General features: G+C 49.9%; 23 protein-coding genes. 18 read left to right on the plus strand and 5 right to left on the minus strand.

Annotated elements, in window-relative coordinates; translation table 11 throughout:
* Positions 1 to 4 precede the first annotated feature (4 nt).
* From MHH48_RS00865 to MHH48_RS00890, 6 genes are all read left to right on the plus strand, one after another.
* A complete protein-coding gene (locus MHH48_RS00865) occupies positions 5 to 826 on the plus strand; it encodes a carbohydrate ABC transporter permease (RefSeq protein WP_076326149.1) in 822 nt (273 codons plus the stop codon).
* 130 nt (positions 827 to 956) lie between these two features.
* Positions 957 to 2,318, plus strand: a complete 1,362-nt coding sequence (locus MHH48_RS00870) for an extracellular solute-binding protein (RefSeq protein ID WP_076326150.1) — start codon at positions 957 to 959, stop codon at positions 2,316 to 2,318.
* Positions 2,319 to 2,434: 116 nt separating this feature from the next.
* Complete coding sequence (locus MHH48_RS00875; RefSeq protein WP_256720845.1) at positions 2,435 to 4,252, plus strand: histidine kinase; 1,818 nt, start codon at positions 2,435 to 2,437, stop codon at positions 4,250 to 4,252.
* Positions 4,221 to 5,825: a helix-turn-helix domain-containing protein gene (locus tag MHH48_RS00880; protein WP_256720846.1), complete on the plus strand. Its 1,605-nt coding sequence runs from the start codon at positions 4,221 to 4,223 to the stop codon at positions 5,823 to 5,825. The genes MHH48_RS00875 and MHH48_RS00880 overlap by 32 nt, the downstream gene beginning before the upstream one ends.
* Before the next feature lie 25 nt (positions 5,826 to 5,850).
* Positions 5,851 to 7,716, plus strand: coding sequence for a DUF2264 domain-containing protein (locus MHH48_RS00885; protein ID WP_083659841.1), 1,866 nt, complete (start codon positions 5,851 to 5,853; stop codon positions 7,714 to 7,716).
* Between the two features lie 30 nt (positions 7,717 to 7,746).
* Complete coding sequence (locus tag MHH48_RS00890) at positions 7,747 to 8,871, plus strand: glycoside hydrolase family 88 protein (RefSeq protein ID WP_179090735.1); 1,125 nt, start codon at positions 7,747 to 7,749, stop codon at positions 8,869 to 8,871.
* A gap of 213 nt (positions 8,872 to 9,084) precedes the next feature.
* Here MHH48_RS00890 and MHH48_RS00895 read toward each other — a convergent pair whose 3' ends face one another.
* The 5 genes from MHH48_RS00895 to MHH48_RS00915 all read right to left on the minus strand — a co-directional run bounded on the left by MHH48_RS00895 (position 9,085) and on the right by MHH48_RS00915 (position 13,909).
* The gene (locus MHH48_RS00895; protein WP_076326153.1) at positions 9,085 to 9,336 is read right to left on the minus strand and encodes an HPr family phosphocarrier protein; all 252 of its coding nucleotides are present in this window, start codon (positions 9,334 to 9,336) and stop codon (positions 9,085 to 9,087) included.
* Positions 9,337 to 9,377: 41 nt separating this feature from the next.
* Complete coding sequence (locus MHH48_RS00900) at positions 9,378 to 10,799, minus strand: NAD-dependent malic enzyme (protein WP_076326154.1); 1,422 nt, start codon at positions 10,797 to 10,799, stop codon at positions 9,378 to 9,380.
* Between the two features lie 36 nt (positions 10,800 to 10,835).
* The gene (locus MHH48_RS00905) at positions 10,836 to 12,362 is read right to left on the minus strand and encodes a tripartite tricarboxylate transporter permease (protein WP_076326155.1); all 1,527 of its coding nucleotides are present in this window, start codon (positions 12,360 to 12,362) and stop codon (positions 10,836 to 10,838) included.
* Positions 12,363 to 12,381: 19 nt separating this feature from the next.
* The gene (locus tag MHH48_RS00910) at positions 12,382 to 12,837 is read right to left on the minus strand and encodes a tripartite tricarboxylate transporter TctB family protein (protein ID WP_076326156.1); all 456 of its coding nucleotides are present in this window, start codon (positions 12,835 to 12,837) and stop codon (positions 12,382 to 12,384) included.
* Positions 12,838 to 12,901: 64 nt separating this feature from the next.
* Positions 12,902 to 13,909: a tripartite tricarboxylate transporter substrate binding protein gene (locus MHH48_RS00915; protein WP_076326157.1), complete on the minus strand. Its 1,008-nt coding sequence runs from the start codon at positions 13,907 to 13,909 to the stop codon at positions 12,902 to 12,904.
* A gap of 258 nt (positions 13,910 to 14,167) precedes the next feature.
* On the opposite strand from MHH48_RS00915, the gene MHH48_RS00920 reads away from it, so the two are divergent.
* The 12 genes from MHH48_RS00920 to MHH48_RS00975 all read left to right on the plus strand — a co-directional run bounded on the left by MHH48_RS00920 (position 14,168) and on the right by MHH48_RS00975 (position 23,220).
* On the plus strand, positions 14,168 to 15,778 hold the full coding sequence (locus MHH48_RS00920; RefSeq protein WP_076326158.1) for a sensor histidine kinase: 1,611 nt from the start codon (positions 14,168 to 14,170) through the stop codon (positions 15,776 to 15,778).
* Complete coding sequence (locus tag MHH48_RS00925; RefSeq protein WP_076326159.1) at positions 15,756 to 16,442, plus strand: response regulator; 687 nt, start codon at positions 15,756 to 15,758, stop codon at positions 16,440 to 16,442. The genes MHH48_RS00920 and MHH48_RS00925 overlap by 23 nt, the downstream gene beginning before the upstream one ends.
* Positions 16,443 to 16,551: 109 nt before the next feature.
* Positions 16,552 to 17,211 (plus strand): HAD family hydrolase, encoded by a 660-nt coding sequence (locus tag MHH48_RS00930; RefSeq protein ID WP_076326160.1) that lies wholly within the window; start codon positions 16,552 to 16,554, stop codon positions 17,209 to 17,211.
* 84 nt (positions 17,212 to 17,295) lie between these two features.
* Positions 17,296 to 17,709 carry a hypothetical protein gene (locus MHH48_RS00935; RefSeq protein WP_076326161.1) on the plus strand — a complete coding sequence of 138 codons (414 nt, stop codon included), beginning with the start codon at positions 17,296 to 17,298 and terminating at the stop codon, positions 17,707 to 17,709.
* 308 nt (positions 17,710 to 18,017) lie between these two features.
* On the plus strand, positions 18,018 to 19,124 hold the full coding sequence (locus MHH48_RS00940) for a VanZ family protein (RefSeq protein ID WP_076326162.1): 1,107 nt from the start codon (positions 18,018 to 18,020) through the stop codon (positions 19,122 to 19,124).
* Positions 19,124 to 19,846 carry a hypothetical protein gene (locus MHH48_RS00945; RefSeq protein WP_256720841.1) on the plus strand — a complete coding sequence of 241 codons (723 nt, stop codon included), beginning with the start codon at positions 19,124 to 19,126 and terminating at the stop codon, positions 19,844 to 19,846. The genes MHH48_RS00940 and MHH48_RS00945 overlap by 1 nt, the downstream gene beginning before the upstream one ends.
* A gap of 45 nt (positions 19,847 to 19,891) precedes the next feature.
* Positions 19,892 to 20,368 (plus strand): hypothetical protein, encoded by a 477-nt coding sequence (locus MHH48_RS00950; RefSeq protein WP_076326163.1) that lies wholly within the window; start codon positions 19,892 to 19,894, stop codon positions 20,366 to 20,368.
* Positions 20,369 to 20,554: 186 nt separating this feature from the next.
* Positions 20,555 to 21,016, plus strand: a complete 462-nt coding sequence (locus MHH48_RS00955) for an NUDIX domain-containing protein (protein ID WP_076326164.1) — start codon at positions 20,555 to 20,557, stop codon at positions 21,014 to 21,016.
* Between the two features lie 66 nt (positions 21,017 to 21,082).
* Complete coding sequence (locus tag MHH48_RS00960; RefSeq protein WP_076326165.1) at positions 21,083 to 21,286, plus strand: DUF4177 domain-containing protein; 204 nt, start codon at positions 21,083 to 21,085, stop codon at positions 21,284 to 21,286.
* A gap of 26 nt (positions 21,287 to 21,312) precedes the next feature.
* Positions 21,313 to 22,062 carry a DUF3891 family protein gene (locus MHH48_RS00965; protein WP_076326166.1) on the plus strand — a complete coding sequence of 250 codons (750 nt, stop codon included), beginning with the start codon at positions 21,313 to 21,315 and terminating at the stop codon, positions 22,060 to 22,062.
* A gap of 108 nt (positions 22,063 to 22,170) precedes the next feature.
* The gene (locus tag MHH48_RS00970; RefSeq protein ID WP_009595674.1) at positions 22,171 to 22,347 is read left to right on the plus strand and encodes a hypothetical protein; all 177 of its coding nucleotides are present in this window, start codon (positions 22,171 to 22,173) and stop codon (positions 22,345 to 22,347) included.
* Between the two features lie 63 nt (positions 22,348 to 22,410).
* On the plus strand, positions 22,411 to 23,220 hold the full coding sequence (locus MHH48_RS00975) for a DUF368 domain-containing protein (RefSeq protein WP_076326167.1): 810 nt from the start codon (positions 22,411 to 22,413) through the stop codon (positions 23,218 to 23,220).
* Positions 23,221 to 23,230: the final 10 nt, after the last annotated feature.

Genomic DNA, 23,230 nt, shown 5'->3' on the forward strand with positions numbered 1-23,230 from the left:
TCCCATGAAATTAAATATATCCAAATTGATTTGGACGATCGTTATGGCCTTAATCGGTATTCTGTTTATTCTTCCGTTTGTATGGATGTTGTCAACCTCCTTTAAACCGGAGATGGATGTGTTCAAATTTCCGATTGAATGGATTCCGAAAAATTGGAATGCCGTAGAGAACTACCAGACGGTATGGAGCGGACAGTTCGTTCGTTATTATTGGAACTCCATTTATATCACGATCGCTACGACCGTCATTAATGTGTTTGTGTGCGCGCTCGCAGCCTATGGCTTCTCCAAGCTTCGTTTTCGCGGCAGAGATGCGATGTTTGTGCTTGTTCTGGCTTTGTATATGGTCCCGCCGCAGGCTTCGCTGGTACCTCAGTTCTTATTGTTCAATTGGATGAATCTGATTGATACCCATGCGGGTCTGATCCTACTGAACAGCTTCAGTATTATTGGAGCATTCATGTTGAAACAATTTTTCATGGGCGTGAACAACGAGTATATTGAGTCCGGCAAAATGGACGGGGCGGGCCACTTCCGAACCTTCTGGCAGATTGCTCTTCCGCTTATCCGTCCGGGTGTCGCTACTTATGCGATTCTCCGGTTCATCTGGACATGGAACGACTATCAGTATCCGTTAATTTTCCTGAAGTCCAAAGATCTGTTTACGATCCAGCTCGGCATCCGACTCTTCGGGGACCAATACGGGGATGTATATTCCCTTATGATGGCTGGCGCCGTATCGGCCATATTGCCTCTGCTTATCATTTTTGCGATTGGTCAGAAGCAGGTTATCGAGGGCATTTCGCTTGGCGGAGTCAAGGGCTGATAAAAAGTCAAAATAGTTTGGCTTCCGTAAAAATAGGGAACTACGCTAAAAGATCGATCATGATAGGATGATTTTGTAAGCACTTACTTCTATGAATAACGGGAAGCAGTTACTTTCGAGGAGGGTCAATATGAAAATCAAGAGATTATCGGCGATGTTGTTAAGCTTATCCTTTGCGCTTGTTGTTTCGGCTTGCGGAGGTGGAGGCAGCACGACGTCTGATTCGGCCGCTCAAGGCAGCGCGGACTCAGGCAAGGAAGCAGCACCTGATCAAATTGTGTTGAAACTAAGCACGTGGCAGACAGATGCAAAAGCGCAATGGAGCAAGATTATTCCCGAGTTCGAGAAGAAGTATCCAAACATCAAGGTGGAGCTGGATCTCCTGAACGAGAAGGGCGATTCGCTGGCATCCATGCAAAAACTGGACCTGATGGCCGCTTCAAATGACCGGTTGGATATCGTCGAGCTTCCTTATACGAATTATTCGCAGCGGGCAGACATCGGACTTTTTGAACCGCTCGAGAGCTACATAGAACAAGATGGCTACCAATACGATGATGAATACTTGGTGGATACCAGAGTCAACGGCAAAATTTACGCACTGCCATCCTCCATGCAGCGCTGGTTCGTCATTATGAACAAAGCGATGTTGGAGGAAGCGGGTCTGCCGATCCCAACGGACTGGACGTGGAAAGAGTTTGAGGATTACGCGAAGAAGCTGACCAAGGGGGACGGTGTCGAGAAACGATATGGCGCTTACCTGCACAATTGGCCGGATTACTTCCAGCTGCAATTGATGAGCAAGCCGTCTGATAATACGTTTCTTAAAGGCGATGGAACATCCAATGCCAAGGACCCACTGCTGAAAGCTAATCTGGAAATGATGAAGCGAATGATGTATGAGGATAAGAGTGCGAACCCGTACGAAGATATTATTTCGCAAAAGCTGGCTTACCGTAATCAATATTTCAACGGGCTTGCTGCTATGCTCCCTATGGGCGATTGGATGGTGGCGGAGTCTGGGGGAACGGACGCCATTCCGGCTACCTTCGAAACCGTATTTGCACCTCTGCCTAAACTGGAAGGGGAAAGCAAACATTACTCCCCGGTACAACCGACATATATGGCAGTGGCAGCAAAATCCGAAAATAAGGAGGCCGCTTATCAATTCGTCAGATGGTATACGTCCGAAGGTCTCGAAATCGGGGGAAGAGTATTCTCCGGCTGGGCCAAATCGGATACGGATAAGCTGATCGATACAATTGTAGGCTCCTCGAAAGATCCATCAAAGATCGATGTGGAGTCACTGAAATATACGATTAATAACACGGTGCCAGGGTCAGCTCCGGTGCCTGTAAAATATGCCGAGGAAGCAAAGAATGTTGTGATTCCTGAAGCGGAGCTGTATATTCTGAATAAGCATGATCTGGACAAAACGATCGACAGCATCGATCAGAAGATTACCGAGGTTGTAAATAGTAATAAAAATTAGGCTGAGTTCGCAAGAATGTGATATGCCTAATGCATTAACAGGATACGAGGATGGTTAAGGGGAAAACTCAGGTTTTCCCTATTCCAATTCATTAAGATTTGAGGACTGCATCTGTGATGATTCCCAAATTTTCATTGCGAAAAAAATTAATCTGGTCAGCACTGTTATGTTTTCTGCTCCCCCTGGGCGGAATATATTGGGTTACCAATTATTTAACCAAGGATCTTCTGCTGGATAGGGCCATTGTGAGCTCTGAGGATGCACTAAAAGCGGTTCAATCCGATGTGAATAGCGTTCTGGATCAAACATTGGAGCTGTCCAACATGGTGCTGACGAACTCGGAGATCAGACAGCAAATTATGTCCAGGCAGAAGCAGGGCACGCAGGAATACAAGAATGAGATCCTTGTAAACTACAGCCGCTTGATCCGGCTGCTCGATGAGCTCTTTAGACAGCATGATGATTATTATGTCACCATCCTTGGAAAGAACGATTTTACATATACCAATTATTCCTACAACGACTTTAACCCGGCAATCTTATACAAGCAGCCGTGGTTTGCGGAGCTAAACCAAATTCCCTCGTTCTCAACCTATTGGGTGGGATTGCAGGACAATTATTTTCATACTGCCGACAAGGATGGTTCTTATCTGGTTACGATCGGGCGACCGATAAGAACCTCCTCCAACAGCATCATCGGTTATGTCATCATCAGCGTGAATGAACGTAAAATCCGCAACCATCTTCAGAGCGGCTCTAATTCAGACCAGGATATGATGCTGTTGGATGAGGAGGGCGTGGTCATCTCTCACTCCGATCCGTCCCTAATCGGAAGCAGAATGACCTGGTGGAATCAGGATGAACGTGCAAGAACGATTGAAATGGACGGCCGGGAATATGTATACGCCGAGCAGTCCATTCGCCCGAATACTTGGAATCTGGTCAGCTTAATCCCATTATCATCGGCCGTCTCCAAGTATAAACAGATTTTATTAATCAGTTTTGGGCTGCAGGTGCTTTTCTTTACCTTATTCTGTATCCTTCTGATGGTGTTGATTTCGGCATTTACGAAGCCGATGAGGGAACTGAGCGGCTTCATAACCCGCATTGGCCGGGGACAGCTGGATATCCGCTCGGGGATACGCGGCAACAATGAGGTGACTCAGCTTGCACGGACGATTGATCATATGCTGGACAGAATCGAATCCAATATTGAGCAAATTACCGTGGAACAGGCCAAGAAGCGAAAGGCCGAGCTGGAGATGCTGCAGGCTCAGATCAACCCGCACTTTATGTTCAATCTTCTGAATTCCATCCGGCTCAATATACTGATCGAAGGGGATAAAGAGAACGCCGAATTGATTGCTTCCTTGTCCTCCCTGCTGCGCATGACGATTAACCGCGATAACGAATTTATTCCACTTCATGAAGAGGTGCAGACGGTTCATCACTATATCCGGCTCATGAATTTCCGGCATGCCAACCAGGTGAGACTAGAGGTGAATTACGAGGCAGGCTGCGAGCAAGCGTTAGTTCCGCGCTTCATGATTCAACCAATAATTGAAAACGCTCTTATTCATGGCTATGAGCAGTTTGCCGGGGTCATCTTCATTGAGGCGGTCCATATCACTGAAAAAGGAGCTAACGACATCAGCATCACGGTCCGTGACAACGGGATCGGTATGAGTGAGGCTGCGCTTCAAGAGCTGCGTGCCAATGTGGACTCGGTTCAGGGAACAGCAGCACCTGCCAAAAAGGGATTTTCCGGCATTGGTGTCAAGAATGTATTTCAGCGCCTTCGTCTGATCTACGGAACGAACGCCCAACTGGAGATTCACAGTGAGCAGGACATTGGAACAAACATCACGTTAAAGTTTCCATTCGAGGTGGAGAGAGGTGAGCATGGTGTTGACAGCGATTCTGGTGGACGATGATTATCCTGTTGTACGCTATTTGTCACAAAGCATTGCGTGGAGAGAGCTGGGTGTTGAATTGATCGGTTGTTACTCGAACGGCTTGGAGGCTTGGGAGGATGCACAGCTTAAGCAGCCTGACATTATTATTACGGATATCGGAATGCCCAAGATGAATGGCCTGGAGATGCTTGAAAAGTTCAACTCAGTGAATCCCTTGTTTCGAGCTGTCATTTTATCTTGTCATAACGAGTTCCATTATGCGCAACAAGCTATGAAGCTGAAAGTGAGTGATTATATTCTAAAAGAGAGTTTGGATGTAGAGCAGCTGCAGCAGCTGCTGCATAACATCGCCGTTGATCTGAGCGAGGAGAAGCACAAAGCGGCAGAAGTGATGATGTATATGCAGAAGGAATCGCTTAACCGGTCCGCGCTAAAAGATCAATTGCTGAAGGATACCCTGTACCAGTTATCCTGGACGAAGGAAGCATGGATTAAGCATGCCCGGTTAAATGGTGTCGACCTTCAGGCCAGATATTACTTGCCTTTCGTTGTCTCAATCGACCGAATGCCCGAAGTTTCAAGGACCCGCAAAATGAACGATTATACGATTGCATTCGCGGTCGAAAATGTGCTGCAGGAAGTGCTCGATTCAATGCACCGCAGCGTTATTTTTCATTACAGCAACAAAGAACTGGTTGTTTTCATCTGTTGCGAGGACCCTGTTAAGGAACAGCAGATACTCTACTATTCCCTGCAGCGGGCGATAACGGCCATGAAACAATTTTTGAAAATATCAGTTACCTGCTTATTGGGACGGGAAGCCGCAGCACCTGAGGAGCTTCGGCTTATATTAATGCCCATGCTCAAGGAATGGAGCCATCGCTTCTATCTGGAGGAATCCAGCATCTGCCGGTTCGAGAAGGCGTCCTTCACCAGCGGGGATATGTATGGGGAGTATGCCGCATTCTTCTCCCGGATCAATGACATGCTGGCCTTGAATCGGCCTGAGCATGTAGAGGAGATTGTAAAGGAATGGGCAGCATGGGTGGATGCGAACCGGTTCCCTCCTGCGGATGTGAAAGAATGGGTGCTGCAGCTGCTCATGGATTTACAGATGAAAACGAAAGTGACATTACAGGTTCAGGACAGCATAACCGAAGAGAAGCTGTATGACGCGATCAACGATATTCATTCCATGGAGCATCTGCGGAGCTGGATCATGGCATATCTGACGGAGCTCTCCCGCAGATTAAGCGTATTATCCATCCGCTCTAAGCGTTCTGAGATCATCCAGGCACAGAAATATGTGATTCAGCACGTGACCGAGAAATTGACGCTTGAAGAGATGGCGGGTTATTTAAATTTGAACTCAAGCTATTTCAGCCGCTTATTTAAACGTGAAACGAACCAGAATTTTATCGAGTATGTCAATATGGTCAAACTCCAGAAGGCGAAGCAGCTGCTTCAACAGTCTAATAAGACTGTCGAGGAGATATCGGACTATCTGGGTTATGCCAACAAGAGCTATTTTATCAAATTGTTCAAACGGGAAATTGGCATGACGCCGAGCGAGTTTACGTCTTGGAGTTAATAATCGATAGGAGGAGAGTGAGATCATGGAACAGATACAAGGATCGTTACAAGGCTTTCCACTTCGGACCAAAGCCGATCTGCAGAAGGCCGTGCTGGCTACGCTGGAGCCTTTGAAGCGGCGGTTCACGTCGGGATATGCCGGACTAACGCTTGGATCTACAGCAGCCATACATAATGACGCCATCGCACTTATGGAGGCTTTTGCCAGACCGTTATGGGGATTGATCCCCCATGCGAGCGGGGGAGGCGAATCGGATTTATGGCCCCTGTACCTGAAGGGCATCGTGAATGGTACGGACCCGAAGCATGCTGAATATTGGGGAGAGTTTACGACCCAGGATCAGCGTATGGTCGAGCAGGCGGTATTCGGATTTGGACTGGCGCTTGCTCCACATAAGCTGTGGGAGCCATTGCAGGAGCAGGAGAAGCAGCAGCTGTACCGATGGCTCAATCAGATCAATCTCGTGGATCATTCCAATCCGAACAATTGGCTGATGTTTACGGTGCTTGTAAATATGGGCTTCAAGAAGGTGGGCATGCCTTACAATCAAGCCATTATGGATGAGTATCTCGATATGATCGATACTTACTATTTAGGCGATGGATGGTATTCGGACGGCAAGACAGATCAGCGGGATTATTATATTCCGTTTGGGATGCACTTCTATACGCTGATCTACGCGAAGCTGATGGAGCAGGATGATCCTGAGCGTGCACGGATTTATAGGGAGCGGGCGAAGACGTTTGCCGAGCAATTCATTTATTGGTTCGCCGAGGATGGAAGCAGTCTGCCCTTTGGTCGAAGCCAAACCTATCGCTTCGCGCAGGTCTCCTTCTGGTGCGCGCTCGTATACGCTGGCGTGGAGCCCTTCTCCCTTGGCGTAATCAAAGGAATCATTATGAGGCATTTGCGGTGGTGGTTCGCCCAGCCTATCTTTACGTCAGATGGCTTGCTAAGTATCGGATACGCGTACGCCAATTTGATCATGGGGGAGAGCTACAATGCGCCGGGATCACCATACTGGGCGTTTAAGTCATTTCTCATATTGGATTTGCCGGATGATCATCCGTTCTGGATGGTGGAAGAGGAACCACTGCCAAGCTTGAAATCAGTGTCAGCCCAGCCTCATGCCAGAATGTTGATTTGCAAACCGGAGGATGATGGACATATAACAGCCCTGGCTTCCGGTCAGATGGCTAACTTTGATATGGCGCATAGTGCAGCCAAATATGCAAAATTCGCCTATTCTACGCGATTTGGTTTCAGTGTTCCCAAAGGGTATTATGGCCTCGGACAGGGGGCTTACGATTCGATGCTTGCTCTAAGCGAATGCGATGAGCATTATCGTGTACGCCGCTTTTGCGAGGAGTTCCGCATCGAAGAACAGCATGTTTACTCCAGATGGCTTCCTTGGCATGATGTCGAAGTGCGGACATGGCTGGTTCCTGCCGGACTGTGGCATGTACGGATTCACCATATTCGTTCCAGCCGCTGTCTGACTGCGGCTGAGGGCGGATTTGCCGTGGGAAGGATGACGAATTTTGCCCTCAGCGAGACCGAAGCGGTCAAAGCGGAACCTGAGCGGATGGCTGCGATGATGCCGGGCGGAATCAGTGGAATCGTCAATGTGCAAGGATACGGCGGTGCGGTCATGGTTTACCCGGAAGCCAATACCAACCTGCTTAAGCCAAGAACAATGATTCCAACGCTAACCGTCCAGCTGGAGCCGGGCGAACATGTTTTGATATCAGCCGTATACGGAGCTTCAAACCGCGAGGAGAATCGGAGGCGCTACGACCTCCCTCCGATTGTAGAGTACACACTCGAAGGAAACATCGTGGTTACGGATGCCCAGAACGGAAGCGTCCTTTTTCGTTTGGATATATAGCACAAGAACATGAGCAAGGGGAGGATGAACATGTGGAAGGGTGCAATTGAGGATGCCATTCAGAAAATCAAGCAAAACATTAGGAAGCATCCGGGGAAATTGCCGCACATTATCGAGGGCCAGCGATACGAGTGGGGCGATAATAACGACTGGATCGAAGGATTCTATGTAGGGATGATGTGGCTTGCATACGAGTATGGGCACGATCCCTACTATAAGGAGGCGGCCGAGTCTTATTTGACCATTTTCAAAGATCGGCTGGATCGGCACGTGGCATTGGATCATCATGACATCGGCTTTCTATATTCACTGTCTGCGGTAGCGCAGTGGCGTGTAACGGAGAGCGAAACTGCTCGTATGACGGCACTCCAGGCGGCGGACACCTTGCTGGCACGGTGGCGCCCCCAAATGGAAATCATACAGGCATGGGGGGCAACGAATGATCCGGAGAACGGGGGACGGATCATCATCGATTGTCTGCTGAATCTCCCGCTATTATTTTGGGCTCATGAGCAGACAGGGGAAACAAAGTATTATGATGTTGCCATGAAGCATGCCTTGCAGAGCCAGAAATTTCTGGTGCGTGGGGACGGGTCCTCCTACCATACGTTCTATTTTGACGTTAACAATGGAAATGCGCTTCGGGGCGGTACCCATCAAGGGTACCAAGACGGATCGACCTGGACACGTGGTCAGGCTTGGGGGATATACGGTTTTGCACTGGCTTACAGATATACGAAGCATGAGGCATTTTTGGATACGGCCAAGCGTCTTGCCCGATATTTTATCGAACGCATGGCTGAGGATGGGGTTGTCTATTGGGACTTCGATGTGCCAATTGATGAGGGCACACCGCGCGACAGCTCCGCATCGGCTATCGCAGCGTGCGGATTGCTGGAACTTCTGGAACTTATGGAAGACCGTGATCCGGACAGGATGCTGTTCGAGAGTGCCTTGAACCGCAGCATGAGCGCATTGGTGGAGCATTATTCAACGATGGACCTGCCCGATGCGGAGGGGCTGTTGAAGCACGGATCCTATCATGTCAGGGGGGACCGGGCACCGGATGATTATATGATCTGGGGAGATTATTTTTATTTGGAGGCGCTGGTCCGGCTTGAACAAGGAATTAAAGGCTATTGGTACGAATCTTAAAGCGAAATATGTAACGGGTATAGACCTCTGTCGGCGATCTGCTGGCAGAGGTTTTTTGTGTATCTGACGAACGGGACGAGGCATCTAACGTAAAGAGGCCGAGCAAACATGCAAAGAGCAAGAGAGTACGGTTCCTGTTAGGACCGTGCACTCCTGCTCTTTTTCTTCGGACTCATATCGTACGGCCTAAGCTCGATTTCGGTTGCTCGACTCTTAGGGAGCCTCTTTCAGCTGCAGCTGCAGATGGTGCTTGGCGAATACTTCCCGCATGGCAGCTTTCGCCTCCATTTGGTCCGGACCATAAACGTAGAGAAGGTATGTTTGGTTGCGGTACAGTGTCATGCTTAGACCCAGTATGCTTTTTGCGTCGATATATTGATCCGGCCCAAGGACGAGTACGATGCTTGATGAGAAATCATTCGCCCTCATATTAATGTCCACGATGGCTCGTATGCTGCTCCCCATTCCTGAACCCTCCCCGTTTCATGGAATCGTAATCGTCATCGTTAGCGGTATTCCCTTGGAATACGGCGCGCGACCCCGGTTCGGATGGCTGCCTGGATGACAAGGTCCCGGATGCCGCTGACGACTTGCTGGTTGAATACGCTCGGGATGATGTAATGCCGGCTCCGTTCCTTGTCCGTGACCGTCGAAGCGATCGCTTCGGCTGCGGCGAGTTTCATCTCCTCATTGATGGCGGAGGCTCTGCAGTCCAGAGCGCCGCGGAAAATACCGGGAAAACATAACACGTTGTTAATCTGGTTCGGATAATCCGATCTTCCGGTTGCAATGACGCCCGTGATATCCTCGGCCTCCTCCGGCAGAATCTCCGGGATCGGATTGGCCATTGCGAAGACGATAGGACGCTCTGCCATCGCCTGAACATCCTCTCTCTTCAGGATTCCGCCGGCAGACAAACCAATAAACACGTCGGCGCCTTGGATGACGTCTTGAAGTGATCCGGAACGCCGTTCGGGGTTGGTGTTGCTGGCGTACCATTGCCAGATGGGATGGTCATACGTCTGATCGGCGGTCAGCGAGCCGAGGCGATCGACGCCGATGATGTTCTTCACGCCAGCCGACATCAGGATCTTGCTGCAGGCAACGCCCGCGGCGCCAATGCCGCAGACGACAACCTTCAGATTCTCCACGGATTTACCAACGACCTTCAGCGCATTGATCAAGGCTGCATACAAGACGACAGCCGTTCCGTGCTGGTCGTCATGGAACACCGGGATGTCCAATTCCTCGCGCAGGCGCTGCTCAATCTCAAAGCATCGCGGCGAGGAGATATCCTCCAGATTGATACCGCCAAACGCGGGAGCGATCGCTTTGATCGCCGTAATGATGCCCTCGGTATCCTGCGTATCCAGGCAGATCGGGAAGGAGTCTACGTCCGCCAGCTGCTTGAAGAGCATCGACTTGCCTTCCATCACCGGCATGGCCGCATAAGGGCCGATATTGCCAAGTCCCAGGACGGCGCTGCCATCGGAGATAACGGCCACGGTGTTACGTTTGACGGTGAGCGTAAAGGCTTTACGCGGTTCTTCGTGGATCGCCATGCATACGCGAGCAACATCTGGCGTATACACGCGGGAGAGGTCGTCGCGGTTCTGGATCGGCGCTTTCAGCTTGGTTTCAATCTTTCCTCCAAGATGCAGCAGGAAGGTGCGATCAGATAGATGCAGCAGCTGAACGCCGGACATGCTGCGAATGCGCTCGGCAATAATGTCGATGTCGATAGTGTCGATCACCGTGATGGTGACGTCGCGAATCGTGGTATGCTTGCTCGTCTGAATGACGTCAATGGCCACGATGTCGCCGCCAGCCTCAAAGATGGCGGCCGTTACTTGACCGAAGCTGGCTTCTTCCGTATTCATTTCAATTCTAGCGATGACACTTTTCCCGCCTAGTTTGCTGGTATTCATGACTGCCTCCTTGAGCTATCGATATACGTATGATGGTTAGCCTTCTTCGTTCACGACAACTTCCTTGCCTCTTCGCTTGAGCAGAATCGGAACGACAATCCAGAGCAGGGCGATGATGAGAAATGCCAGTGACATCGGCTTCTGCAGGAAGATCATAAAGTCGCCGTTGGACGTGGTCAGCGCCCGGCGCATATTGTTCTCGATCATGGGACCCAGCACGAGTCCGAGCACCAGTGGCGCGAGCGGAAAGTCATTGCGGGCCAGCAGGAAGCCGGCAATGCCGCAGATGAGCAGCAGGACCAGGTCGAAGATCTGCGCTTGCACGGCGTAAACGCCGAAGATGGAGATGGCAATGATGATTGGAATGAGATATTTGGCCGGGGTCTGGATGACCTTGGCAAATACTTTGACCAGCGGCATGTTCAGTACGAGCAGAAGCAGGTTGCCGATGAGCATACTCGCAATCAGTCCCCACGCAACTTGAGGATGCTCCTCGAACAGCAGCGGGCCTGGCTGGATGTTGTACATGATGAGCGCCCCCATCAGGATGGCAGTTGTCCCGGAACCGGGAATACCCAGCGTCAGCAACGGGATCATGGCGCCTCCGGAAGCCGCGTTGTTAGCCGACTCGGGGGCAGCAACGCCAGCGATGTTGCCTTTGCCGAAGGATTCTGGATGCTTGCTGACCTTTTTCTCAACGATATAACTGAAGAAGGAAGCAAGCGTTGCGCCGGCGCCCGGCAGAATACCGATAAAGAAGCCGAGGATCGAGCCTCGGGCAATCGGTCCCGCGCTATCCTTCAGGTCTTTACGTGTCGGCAGGATGCGACCGATCTTGGAAGTTGGACTTGCTGCGTAGTCTCTCTCCAAGATGGATTTAAACACTTCGCCAAGGGCAAACAAACCGACGGCGATCGTTAGAAATTCCAGTCCGGAGTACAGGATAGGGATATCAAAGGTGAACCGGGCAACGCCGGATACGGTATCCATGCCGATGGTAGCGAGCAGCAGACCGAATACGGTCATGATGAGTGCCTTGGTGATCGATTTGCCTGCAAGCCCGCTTACTGCACAGAGTCCCAGCAGCATGAGCGAGAAATAATCGGCCGGGCCGAATTTAATCGCTACATTGGATAGAGGCTCCGCCAGCGCGATCAATGCCACAAGCGCGAAGAGCCCGGCTGCGAAAGAGCCGATCGCAGCGATGGACAAGGCCGGGCCTGCTCTGCCTTGCTTCGCCATCTGGTAGCCGTCCAGCGTCGTCACGACAGACGAGGACTCTCCGGGCGTATTGAGCAGGATCGAAGTTGTAGATCCGCCATACATGGCTCCATAATAGACGCCTGCAAGCAGAATGATTGAACTGGTTGCTGCCGCTTCCGCCGGCAAGCCGCTAGTCATGGAGGCGGTGACGGGAATCAGAAGCGCGACGCCGCTCATCGGACCGATGCCGGGCAGTACGCCGACCGAAGTGCCGATCAGCACGCCTATAAAGGCGAAGAGCAGATTATGCCACTGCAAGGCGGTCATAAAGCCATCCGCCAAATAATCCAGAATGTTCATAGTAGATTCCCTCCCATGCTCATGATAGCCAAGACGGGAAGCCCGGCATGGAGCCTTCCAGCAAGACAACAAAGATGACGTACACGCCGCCGGAGAACAGTGCTGAGATTAGAATGGATTTCAGCCACTTGCCTCGTTCCAGCGTCTGAAACGCAAACAGGAGGAACAGGAAGGTGCCGATGATATATCCGATGAATTCCAGGAAATAGGCATAGAGAAAGGCTGCCGCAAAAATCATGAAGAAGCGTTTATAGTCCAGCCTCTCCACATGGTTCTCCGTCGGCTTGGCTTTCAGGGCTTCATAAAACAAACGAATGCTTAGCAGCGTAAGCGCCAATCCGAGACCAAACGGGAATATGTTAGGGCCGACGGTGCTCCCGTATGCGGATGCGCTGATCTTGGCGCTCTGCCACATAAAGCCGATGCCAAGGAGCAGAAATACGATGCTGGCATAGCGGTCAAACGTTCTGTTCAAGGTTGACACCTCCTCAAGGATGAAAAGGGAGAGGGGAGCTGCACTGCTCCCTCAAATTCCAAGCTTACTTCTGCATGCCTAGCGCTGTGAGCAGCTCCTGCACGTCTTGCTCCTGTTCTTCAAGGAATGCCTTGAAGTCAGCGGCGTTTCGGTATTCGCTTGCCCAGTCGTTGGCAACCAGCTCTTTTTGCCACACTTCGTTCTCGGAGAGCTCCTTCAGCGTTTTGTCCCAGAAGGCCAGCTGCTCTTCTGACAGTCCCTTCGGACCGAATACACCGCGCCAGATGGTGAATTCGGCATCCAGACCCAGCTCCTTCAGAGTCGGCACATCTGCAAAGTCTCCGCCCAGGCGTTCGCTAGAGGTAACGGCCAGAATTTTGATCTTGCCTGCTTTCAGGTAGCTCCCGAGCGAAGAAATGTCCGTGCCGATCGCGTCTGCATTGTTGCCGAGGAGGGCCGCGATGGCCTCGCCGCCGCCATCATAGGATAAATACTTCACGGTTCTCGGATCCACACCGGATTTGAATGCAGGCAGAACGCTGATCAAGTGGTCCATCGAGCCCGGAGCGGAACCACCCGCAAGTGTGACGGAAGTCGGATCGGCTTTGATCGCGTCGACCAGCGATTGCAGGTCGGTAAATTTGGAGTTTGCCGGTACGGCAATCGCTCCGAAGTCTTTGGTCATCTGGGCGAGCGGCGTCACGTCCTTGTAGCCGAACGGACTGTTCCCTTCTTTTTTCAAGTTGTTGATGAGGATTGGCGGAGAGCTGACGAACAGCTTGTAGGGATCTTTGTTGTCTTTTGCCACGTATTCTGCGAGAAACACGGTCCCGCCGCCGCCGGGCTTGTTCTCAACCGTCATGGTTTGTTCGATGAGCTTTGTTTCCGTAAGTACTTTGGTGAGGGAACGTGCGGTTTTGTCCCATCCACCGCCGGCGCCAGAAGGCGCGGTCACGATAAATGGTTTTTTCGGATATTCGCCGGCGCTGCTTCCGGTGCTGTTGCAGGCTGTCAGGCTCATGGCCAGGACAAGTGCAGCGGTTATGATTTTTATGCCGTTTCGTTTAAGCATGGATAAGTTCCTCCTTATCGTTGTGCGAGAGTTCGCAATACTTGTAAGCGCTTACCTAATTGAAGTTCCTTCATATTATCATCGAGCGTCTGGCTTGAACAGAATTGCGACATAAGTTGAAAAAACATCATTTCGCTAATTTTGTTCATAAAATTTACGACCGATTTTTTCCAGAGACTATTGTCACATGTGTGATCTAGAATACAATAGGAAAATCAGAGCTGCGCTTATGGCGACAATGTGTATGGAGGAATATGAATGCGTTTACAGACGAGATTGATTCTGCTTATAGGCACCCTGTTGTTCGCCGTCATTGTCGCTCTCACCTTCAGTTTTGAGCGGTTGCTCATCACAACGCTGGAGAAGAGTATCGGCGCTTCGGCATTAAAGCTGGCGAAGGCCGTGGCGGAAATGGACGTTATTCAGAATGCGTTCGAGGAAGAGAACCCGTCAGCCATCATTCAGCCTGTGGTAGAGGAAATTCGGTTGGAGACGGATGCGGAATATATCGTCATCGGTAACCGTGAAGGAATTCGGTATGCGCATCCTCTCGCCGATCGGATCGGCAAAGAGATGGTCGGTGGCGACAACGGCCCGGTATTGAAGGGCATGAGCATCATATCGAAGGCGATTGGCTCCATGGGACCCTCGCTCCGGGGGAAGACGCCGATCTACAATGATAAGAACGAAATTATTGGTATCGTATCGGTTGGCATTCTAATGAAAGATATCGAGATATCAGCACAATCGTACCGAAATCGTGTCCTGTTCTTTGCAGGAATTTCGTTAATCCTGGGATGCGGTGGCGCTATATGGATATCGTCCAGCGTCAAGCGATCCATTCACGGGCTGGAGCCCAAGGAAATCGGTTTATTGTATCAAGAGAAACGCGCGATTCTGGAAACGATTCATGAAGGCATTATCGCCGTCAATCGAGAGGGCATCGTAACCTTGGCCAATCATACAGCCATGATGCTGATCGATCCAAAGGAGCGTAGGGTGATCACCGGGCAGTATGTTCAGGATGTCATCCCGGGCACCAGGCTGCTGGAGGTGATGCAGTCCGGGGTAGCAGAGAAGGATCAAGAGATGGTCATTAACGATCACGCGGTTGTGGTCAACCGGCTGCCTATCTATGATCATGAGCATCGGATTGTGGGGGCGGTCTCCAGTTTTCGGAACAAATCCGAGCTGCTGCGCCTGACCGAAGAGCTTACGCAGGTGAAGAGGTATACGGAAGCGCTGCGCGCGCAGACGCATGAATATTCCAATAAGCTGTATACGATTTACGGACTGATTCAGCTGGAATCGTATCAGGAGGCAATGGATCTGATTACGCATGAGACGGATGTGCATCAGAACTTGATACAATTCCTGCTGCAGGAAATTCCCGATCCGATCATTGGCGGCATTCTCATTGGAAAGTTTAATCGCGGAAGCGAGTTAAAGGTGAAGGTTGAGATTGACCGGAGCAGTTCTTTTAAAGACATTCCCGTTCATATTAGCCGAAACCAGCTAGTTGCCATTATTGGAAATTTGATCGACAACGCCATGGAGGCGGCATTGGGGTCCAAACCGGAGAACAGATGGGTAAGCGTAAAGTTACATGACAAGGGCAATCAATTAATGATCGAAGTATCCGACAGCGGGTCCGGTATAGCCGAGGCTGGAACGGATCGTCTGTTTGAGCGGGGCTATTCCACCAAGGGGGAACGCAATCGCGGATTTGGCCTATCGATCGTCAACGGGGCAGTACAGCAATTACACGGTACGATTGCGTGCCATAACTCGCTTGCGGGCGGTGCGGTGTTTACTGTCAAGATTCCAAAAACAGGGGGGAATATCCATGATTCGGGTCGTAATCATTGAAGATGATGTGCGCATTGCCAGCATTAATCAACGGTTCGTAGAGAAGGTAGAGGGCTTTGAGGTCGTCGGCATTGCAACGGATCGCGTTCAGGCGCATGAGCAGCTGGATATTCTGGCGCCTGATCTGGTGCTGCTGGATTTGTATTTTCCCGATATGTCGGGATTGGATCTGCTGCAGCATATACAGCGGGGATACCCGAATACCGATGTTATTATCATAACGGCAGCCAAGGAATTCGATACGGTGCGGGAGGCGATTCGCGGCGGAGTGTACGATTTTATGATCAAGCCGGTGGTCTTCGACCGTTTCCAGGAGAAGCTGAAAGCCTACCGGAAATATTACGAGCAGATGAAGCAGCTCGGCGGAGCAAATAAGCAGATCGATCAACAGGGCATCGACCAACTGTTATGGCGTGCCGGTGAACGGATGGAGAGGGAGGCGTATTTTCCAAAAGGCATCGATAAATTGACGAGCGAGAAAATCCTGTCCTACATCGAGGAGTCCGAGGACGTGTGGACCGCGGAGGAGCTTGGAAAACGTGGCGGCTTCAGCCGAACGACGGCCAGAAGATACCTGGAGTACTTCGTGGAGAAGGGCGTCCTCGTGGCGGATATTTCATATGGCACGGTAGGCAGGCCGGAACGGGTATACCGGAAAGCGTAGGGTTAAATAACCGGATGCGAGACTGGGATATTCCGCCTAGACTTGCAGCTGCATATCGCTTGGATCCTTTCCTTGGATTCGAAATTCATAGAAAGGAGGGAGTGACGCGATGATTACCACCGTTGTTTTTGATTTGGACGGGACGCTGCTTGACCGCGACACGTCATTGGTACATTTCGTTCAAGATCAGTATGATCGTCTAGCGCTCCATGGAGGTTTAGTTGTGGGCAGAGATGAATACGTAAGACGGTTTGTCGAGCTTGATCGTAGAGGTTATGTATGGAAGGATCAGGTGTATCGGCAGCTAACCAAGGAGTTTGCGCTCCCCGTGGGTTGGGAAGCTCTGCTGCGGGATTACATATCGGGGTTTCAACAACATTGCGTCGGTTTCCCCCATTTGCATGAAATGTTAGCTTACTTGAGGAGTAAAGGGATAAAGCTCGGACTGATCTCCAATGGGTACGGCGATTTTCAATACAGCAATATCAGGGGACTTGGCATTGAGCCTTATTTTGATATTATCGCGATTTCGGAGTGGGAAGGTTTACGTAAGCCGGATCCTAGGATTTTTCTCCATACATTACATCGGCTTGAATCAAAGGCCGAAGAATCGATCTATGTTGGAGACCATCCGGACAATGACGTAACCGCAAGCCGGCGTATCGGCATGAAGGGCATCTGGAAGCGGGATCCCTATTATGATCAGGACTTCGCCAAGGATGGGGAGATTACCGATTTGCTTGAGATTATCGATTATTTGAAAAATTGAACAACCATTTCATTCTTTTACTCGTTATCATTTATATAAGCCGAATCGAGATAACCGGTTGTTCTGCGTGAGGAGGGTGTCCCCGTGAATCGAAATAAAACCATGACCTTTATAGGCAAGGGTGAGAAGTGGAAAGCGACTTATGCTATTACCCATCAGGATAAGGTCAATACGAAGTTTACCGTGTTTCAGGATTCGCTTGGCGGAAAGTTGAAGCTGCAGTACTTAGGAAAGGAACTCCTCGACCATGGCAAGGTAGACTATCGGCTAGAAGATATGACGGGCCACTCCATGGAGGGCAGAATTGTCGTGGGGATCGATCATGCTGCCATGAAGGAAACCAAGGGGAAGCTGGATTTTGAGCATCTGCTCGATATGATGAACCCAAACAAGGTTCTAACCCTAAAGATTGAGTGGAACGGGCACCGTGAAGAGTTTACGCTGGAGCTTCCCCGGAAGATCGGCTTTGGAAAAGTGGTCCGTAAGCGGAAGGAATAGCGGGACTTCATGGAAGCAGGACAGGGGCCGACTCTCCCATCATCACTTACGCGTAAGGCGGGTATGACGACCACATTACTCCAATGATATTGCATCAAATGCTTTTTTTTTGCATATGGTGATCCTGCCCACACTGTTGGTGTGGGTTATTCGGTTTTGGAGTATAGCTATAACCCCCAGGTTAACAGCAGGGCCGATTATGACGCGGGGTGCCTTTTTTAAACGCATTTTAAACGAAGGAATCCCCGTCATTTAAACTTGATCCTGTAACTTATAAGTAGAACATCACAGAGGGAGTGAACGAAAGCATGCTGGAAGCCTACCTGTTTCCAATATCTTATGCATTTTTAACCTTTCCCATAGCGGCTTTGCTGTGCGCAGTTCCCTTTCTGATTGTGCAGTATCGCAAATATGGTTATTTTAATAAATTCCGGGGATTTCTGCTGTATTTATTTCTGCTCTACATGATGAACGCAGTGTATCTGGTGCTCCTTCCTTTGCCTGCCTCGCGGCATAATGCTCCAATGAATGTCGCCTCGGTCATGCAGTGGATTCCTCTGAACTTTATCCAAGACATATTGAAGGAGACCAAGGTGGTATGGGGCGAGCCTTCGACTTACATGCATCTATTCAAGGAAAGAGCCTTCTTGCAGGTCGTGTTTAACGTATTTCTCGTGGTTCCGTTCGGCATGTTCCTGCGTTATTATGCTCGGGCATCTTGGGTTACGTGTTTGGTGGCCTCATTCGGATTATCGCTGTTCTTTGAGGTGACCCAGGTGACCGGTATTTACGGCATCTATGATCACCCTTACCGGTTGTTTGATGTGGATGATCTGCTGTTGAATACCATGGGTGGAATGATCGGATTCGTGCTCGCGGATTGGATGAAAAATCACCTGCCTCGCCTCGATCGGCTGGATGAGAAGGTGGATCTGTCGCAGAAACGGGTCAGTTATACGCGCCGGGCGATCGCTTTTGGAATGGATGCAGGGATCGTGCTGCCGATCATCGGCGTGTTGACCGTGCTGAACGTGAAGGGTGCGTATTTTATTGTCGTGATTTTATATCATATCGTGCTGCCGTATATGATGCAGGGACAGACGCTTGGCAAGTGGATTGTCCGGGTCCAGATTCGTGGAGCGGAGGAACATCTGAAGTTGAAGGAAGTAATCATCCGTAACGGACTGCTATATGTGGTCTGGGGTGGATTCCATGCCTTGCTTGTTCCCGTTAATGTTTTGGGTTCGCAAATCCTGGCTGCCATGTATGCGCTGGGGGTATTGCTTCTGGATGGTGTTGTGTTTATCCATGTGCTGTTATGTCTCATCCATCGTGATCGAGTGCTGCTGCATGAAGCCAAGAGCGGAACGAGGCTGGCTATCGTAGAGAATAAACCATTAAATAAGACTGATTAATGTTGGTTACCACAGGGTTTATTATTTGTTATAATATGGAAAACGGGTTCGTCGAGGGGGAGATACAACTGAAAGGCAAAATCCTCTCCATTTCCGCAATCATCGTAGGGTTGCTGTTTATTTCCAACCAACATCTGGGCTATTCATTCGGAGATGATCTGTTCCGCTGGGCAGGGATCTCACCATGGACTCAGGAAGGTAATTATGGTCTTCATCTGCCTGTTCTAGCAGGCCTTATTTTGTTGGTAGCTGGCATCCTATGGGTGGCACGGATTTATCGTCCACATTATCCGAAGATTATGAGTCGATTATTGATCGGCTGTATCGCATGGATCGTTATTTTTCCATTCCTATCAGAGTTTGTTATGTATGTGGTAAATTACAATTCGAGCGGAATATCCACCGTGTCGTACTCCAAGAAAGATAGCAAGTGTGATTATCGCACAGAGAACGATGCTATTCGGGCGCACTGCCAGCTTCATATTTACAGCTATGGCACCGAGCAACAGGTTATGGTACGGCCGTTAAGCGTTGATATTGGCGGGAGGATGGTTGATTTCGAGTCTAAGGTGGTTACGGTTCGGCCACGAGGTCGGATACAGATTAGCGAAACCTTTGAGGGTTTCTTGGAACAGCCTGACTCTTCCTACAGTATGTCGGGGGGAACCAACGAGCCGGGCATCGAGCTGATCGTGGATGGCAGAAGCAAACAGGTGAAATAGCCATCCGGTTCTTCGGAATAATGACTCTGAATTGTGGGGTGAACCATGGTCGATATTCATCGTGCGGGTCGGCTTATGCAAATACCCCTGTTAACGTTGCTATTGCTGGTGATGGGTTTATCGCCCGCTGCGGTTGCTTCCTGGGCATACTCATTTGTCGTCAATGATGGGAAGGTTTTTGTCGTGTCAGAGGACCGCGTGGATGAGTCCACGCTTGGAGACGTGGTGGGGAAGGTCACCTTCCATACGGATCAGGAAGGGACCTACGGCGGCAACTTCTCTAATATTTACCCAAAGGGAACGAAATACTATGCCATCCAAGGAATCGCTCCTGAATCCGCCATCGCGGTTGAGACGCAGGAAGGTTATGTCATGGCTCGTTATGAGGGTGAGTATGGCGGATCCCGTGTTCCGTGGGAAGTCATCAAGAATTGGATTGCGGCGGGGCTGATCCTGCTAATCGTTGTGTGGGTGGCGGCCGTTGTTCGAAAGAAGCGTGCAAGTGGCTCATATAGGCGCTAGCTGCTTCGGGAGCTAAGCAGACTTATTCACGATGTGCAATAACAGCCGGTATTCTTTGAGCATGCTCATTGGACACCGGCTTGTTATATTCATGTATCATAGCGGATTGCAGGTTGACCTATGGAGGATTTATATTTGCTACAATAGAAAATAGAACTAGAAACCGATACGATAAGGAGACAGCTCATGAAACCGATACGAAACTCGGCCAAGGCCGTTATTATGCGGAATCATCAAATTCTTCTAACGAAAAACGTAGACCATTTGGGGGATTTCTATCTGTTCCCTGGCGGTGGACAAGAAAAGGGGGAAACCTTGGTGCAGGCGGTGATCAGAGAGTGCCAGGAGGAAATCGGGCGTAAGGTGGAAGTTCGTGATCTCCTGCATGTCCGTGAATACATAGGGTCCAATCATGAATTTGCGGAATGGGATTCCGATGTGCACCAAGTGGAGTTTTATTTTGAGTGCAGCTTGGCGGATGCAGGGGATAGCTTTCTTGGCCATAACCCGGATGAATACCAGGTGGGTGTGGAATGGATCGATCTGTCCGCATTGGATGAGATTCGAGTATACCCTCGATCCCTGGTCAAGCCACTTCAGGATAAGGCTGCACACCCCGTAGTTTGCTATGTTGGCGATACGAACTGATTTTATCTACAGAAAATCTTGAAGTTTGTGGTCAAAAATTCAATGGGATGATGGAGGATGCCGAATATGGATCAATGGGAATATAAAACGCTGAAATACAAAACCGGAGGATTCCTTGGAGGCAAAGTTAACGAAGAGGAATTTGAGGATTTATTAAACAGTTACGGAGTTGACGGCTGGGAATTGATCTCGTGCTTTGATACGAGTGTGCATCAAGGCCAGTCCAGAGACATCATTGCCGTAATGAAGCGAAGAGCTTATCTGGGGTGAGGGATGAATAAAGGGGAGACGATATTATGATCATTCGCGAGACAGAGGATGCTTTTGTGATGACGGCCCAGGACGACCATGGCCGATTCTCGGGCGATGTAGCCCGGGGCTTCCGGCGAGAGCTGTTTATGGATGAGTCTGTATTGAAAGAAGTACTGCTGGCTATAACCGAGCATGACCGCGCTTGGCTTCGGATGGATGACACGCCGATCTGGAATGACGAGAGCCGGACTCCATACACTTTTATCGATTATCCGGTCCTGCCGAAAATGCTAATGTATACAAAGGGTGTTGATGAGATCGAAGCGATGAGTCCTTATGCAGGGTATCTCTGCAGCCTTCATTTTGCGTCATTTATGAAAGAGGCGACGGAAGCGCCGCTGGTGGAATTCTACCATGAGGAGTTGGCTCGGCAAAAACGACTAAGTGATCAGTTTCAATTTCCCGATGAAGATGTCGTTAACAGACAGTTTGGCCTGCTGCAGCTGTGCGATGATATCTCGCTCTATGTAAACATGAATGCACCTGGTGTTTCCAAGGATCAGGAGCATCCTTGGTTCAAAGAGGGCTTCGATATGTCGATTGATGGGGAAAGGGTCATAGCGGCCTGGGCAAGCGAGCATGAGATTCGATTGCGACCGTTTCTGTTCGAACAGGCATGGTCGGCTTCGGTGAAGTGGAAATATGTGCTGAAGGCGAAGATTGATGAACTTGGAGTGGCCAAGGCATTTGATGGTGCGGCGTGGACGGAGCAGACGGTTACTTTTGTACCGTAAGTTCATTCATATAAACGATCATACTTCATCAGCAAAAATATGATATGATCACCACAGTAGGCTGTAGACTGGATAGATTTGATTCTGTAGGAATGTAGAGGATGAACAATGAAGAAAAAGGAATTTTTGATCGTTGCGCTGCTTAATTTTTTGGCTGCGATAGCGTTCTTGGTGGTCGTTTTCATTACGGATCGAAGCTCTTGGCAATGGGGATTTGGGATCGTTTCACTGTTGTTTGCGATTGGTGGAGTAGGGAATTTGGTATTGCATGCCAAGAACAAGTAAAACCTCCTTCGCAGGGCTATCATGATAAGATTCACTTTGTAAGGTAGGAGGATTATGATTTTGATGGAATGGAAGAACCTTTATCGGGGTGTGCTGATGGGAGTCAGTGACCTAATTCCAGGTATAAGCGGCGGCACTATTGCTGTCGTGCTGGGTATCTATGATCGTTTGCTGGCGGCTATCAGTGGATTTTTCAGCAGGGAATGGAAGAAGCAGCTGGGCTTTTTGATTCCACTTGGCGTTGGAATTGGAGCAGCTCTATTGTTGCTGAGCCGCGTGATTGAATACCTGCTGGCAAGCTATTATGAGCCTACCCAGTTTTTCTTTACAGGATTGATTTTAGGGGTGTTGCCTCTTATTCTGCGTAAAGCGGAGGCGAGAACCAAATTCAAAGCCGTGCATGTGGTCGTGTTGATTGTGGCAGCCGGTTTATTGGCTTCGACGGCCTTTCTCAGAACGGATGCCACATCCGATCCGATAACCGTCCTGACCTGGTCCAACGGGATCGGACTGTTCTTATCCGGCTGGTTGGCCAGCATGGCGATGCTGCTGCCTGGCATTAGCGGGTCGTTTGTACTTCTCCTTCTGGGTGTGTATTCTACTGCCATTTCAGCTCTATCCTCATTAAATTTAGGGATTATAGCTGTCATTGGGGCGGGAGTGGTGATTGGCTTCGTGGTTAGCAGCCGATTGATTCGGTACCTGCTGGACCGTTTCCCACATATGACGTATGCCGTTATTATTGGATTGATATTAGGATCTATTGTTATCGTGTTTCCGGGTATTCCATCCGGAACGGGTATGATGGCTACCAGTATAGGAACCTTGCTGCTGGGGCTGATCGTAGCGGTGTTCATGGGTAGAAAAGAATAAGAATGAAATA

The sequence above is a fragment of the Paenibacillus sp. FSL F4-0100 genome, assembly GCF_037993005.1.
Classification (GTDB): domain Bacteria; phylum Bacillota; class Bacilli; order Paenibacillales; family Paenibacillaceae; genus Paenibacillus_AQ.

What these genes read in the sequence shown, in the direction of transcription:
- MHH48_RS00870 (WP_076326150.1), top strand. Translation starts at nt 957, where the DNA reads ATGAAAATCAAGAGATTATCGGCGATGTTGTTAAGCTTATCCTTTGCG.
- MHH48_RS00875 (WP_256720845.1), top strand. Translation starts at nt 2,435, where the DNA reads ATGATTCCCAAATTTTCATTGCGAAAAAAATTAATCTGGTCAGCACTG.
- MHH48_RS00880 (WP_256720846.1), top strand. Translation starts at nt 4,221, where the DNA reads ATGGTGTTGACAGCGATTCTGGTGGACGATGATTATCCTGTTGTACGC.
- MHH48_RS00900 (WP_076326154.1), bottom strand. Translation starts at nt 10,799, where the DNA reads ATGAATACCAGCAAACTAGGCGGGAAAAGTGTCATCGCTAGAATTGAA.
- MHH48_RS00865 (WP_076326149.1), top strand. Translation starts at nt 5, where the DNA reads ATGAAATTAAATATATCCAAATTGATTTGGACGATCGTTATGGCCTTA.
- MHH48_RS00920 (WP_076326158.1), top strand. Translation starts at nt 14,168, where the DNA reads ATGCGTTTACAGACGAGATTGATTCTGCTTATAGGCACCCTGTTGTTC.
- MHH48_RS00945 (WP_256720841.1), top strand. Translation starts at nt 19,124, where the DNA reads ATGTTGGTTACCACAGGGTTTATTATTTGTTATAATATGGAAAACGGG.
- MHH48_RS00975 (WP_076326167.1), top strand. Translation starts at nt 22,411, where the DNA reads ATGGAATGGAAGAACCTTTATCGGGGTGTGCTGATGGGAGTCAGTGAC.
- MHH48_RS00915 (WP_076326157.1), bottom strand. Translation starts at nt 13,909, where the DNA reads ATGCTTAAACGAAACGGCATAAAAATCATAACCGCTGCACTTGTCCTG.
- MHH48_RS00890 (WP_179090735.1), top strand. Translation starts at nt 7,747, where the DNA reads ATGTGGAAGGGTGCAATTGAGGATGCCATTCAGAAAATCAAGCAAAAC.
- MHH48_RS00940 (WP_076326162.1), top strand. Translation starts at nt 18,018, where the DNA reads ATGCTGGAAGCCTACCTGTTTCCAATATCTTATGCATTTTTAACCTTT.
- MHH48_RS00930 (WP_076326160.1), top strand. Translation starts at nt 16,552, where the DNA reads ATGATTACCACCGTTGTTTTTGATTTGGACGGGACGCTGCTTGACCGC.
- MHH48_RS00950 (WP_076326163.1), top strand. Translation starts at nt 19,892, where the DNA reads ATGGTCGATATTCATCGTGCGGGTCGGCTTATGCAAATACCCCTGTTA.
- MHH48_RS00895 (WP_076326153.1), bottom strand. Translation starts at nt 9,336, where the DNA reads ATGGGGAGCAGCATACGAGCCATCGTGGACATTAATATGAGGGCGAAT.
- MHH48_RS00885 (WP_083659841.1), top strand. Translation starts at nt 5,851, where the DNA reads ATGGAACAGATACAAGGATCGTTACAAGGCTTTCCACTTCGGACCAAA.
- MHH48_RS00905 (WP_076326155.1), bottom strand. Translation starts at nt 12,362, where the DNA reads ATGAACATTCTGGATTATTTGGCGGATGGCTTTATGACCGCCTTGCAG.
- MHH48_RS00970 (WP_009595674.1), top strand. Translation starts at nt 22,171, where the DNA reads ATGAAGAAAAAGGAATTTTTGATCGTTGCGCTGCTTAATTTTTTGGCT.
- MHH48_RS00960 (WP_076326165.1), top strand. Translation starts at nt 21,083, where the DNA reads ATGGATCAATGGGAATATAAAACGCTGAAATACAAAACCGGAGGATTC.
- MHH48_RS00925 (WP_076326159.1), top strand. Translation starts at nt 15,756, where the DNA reads ATGATTCGGGTCGTAATCATTGAAGATGATGTGCGCATTGCCAGCATT.
- MHH48_RS00965 (WP_076326166.1), top strand. Translation starts at nt 21,313, where the DNA reads ATGATCATTCGCGAGACAGAGGATGCTTTTGTGATGACGGCCCAGGAC.
- MHH48_RS00955 (WP_076326164.1), top strand. Translation starts at nt 20,555, where the DNA reads ATGAAACCGATACGAAACTCGGCCAAGGCCGTTATTATGCGGAATCAT.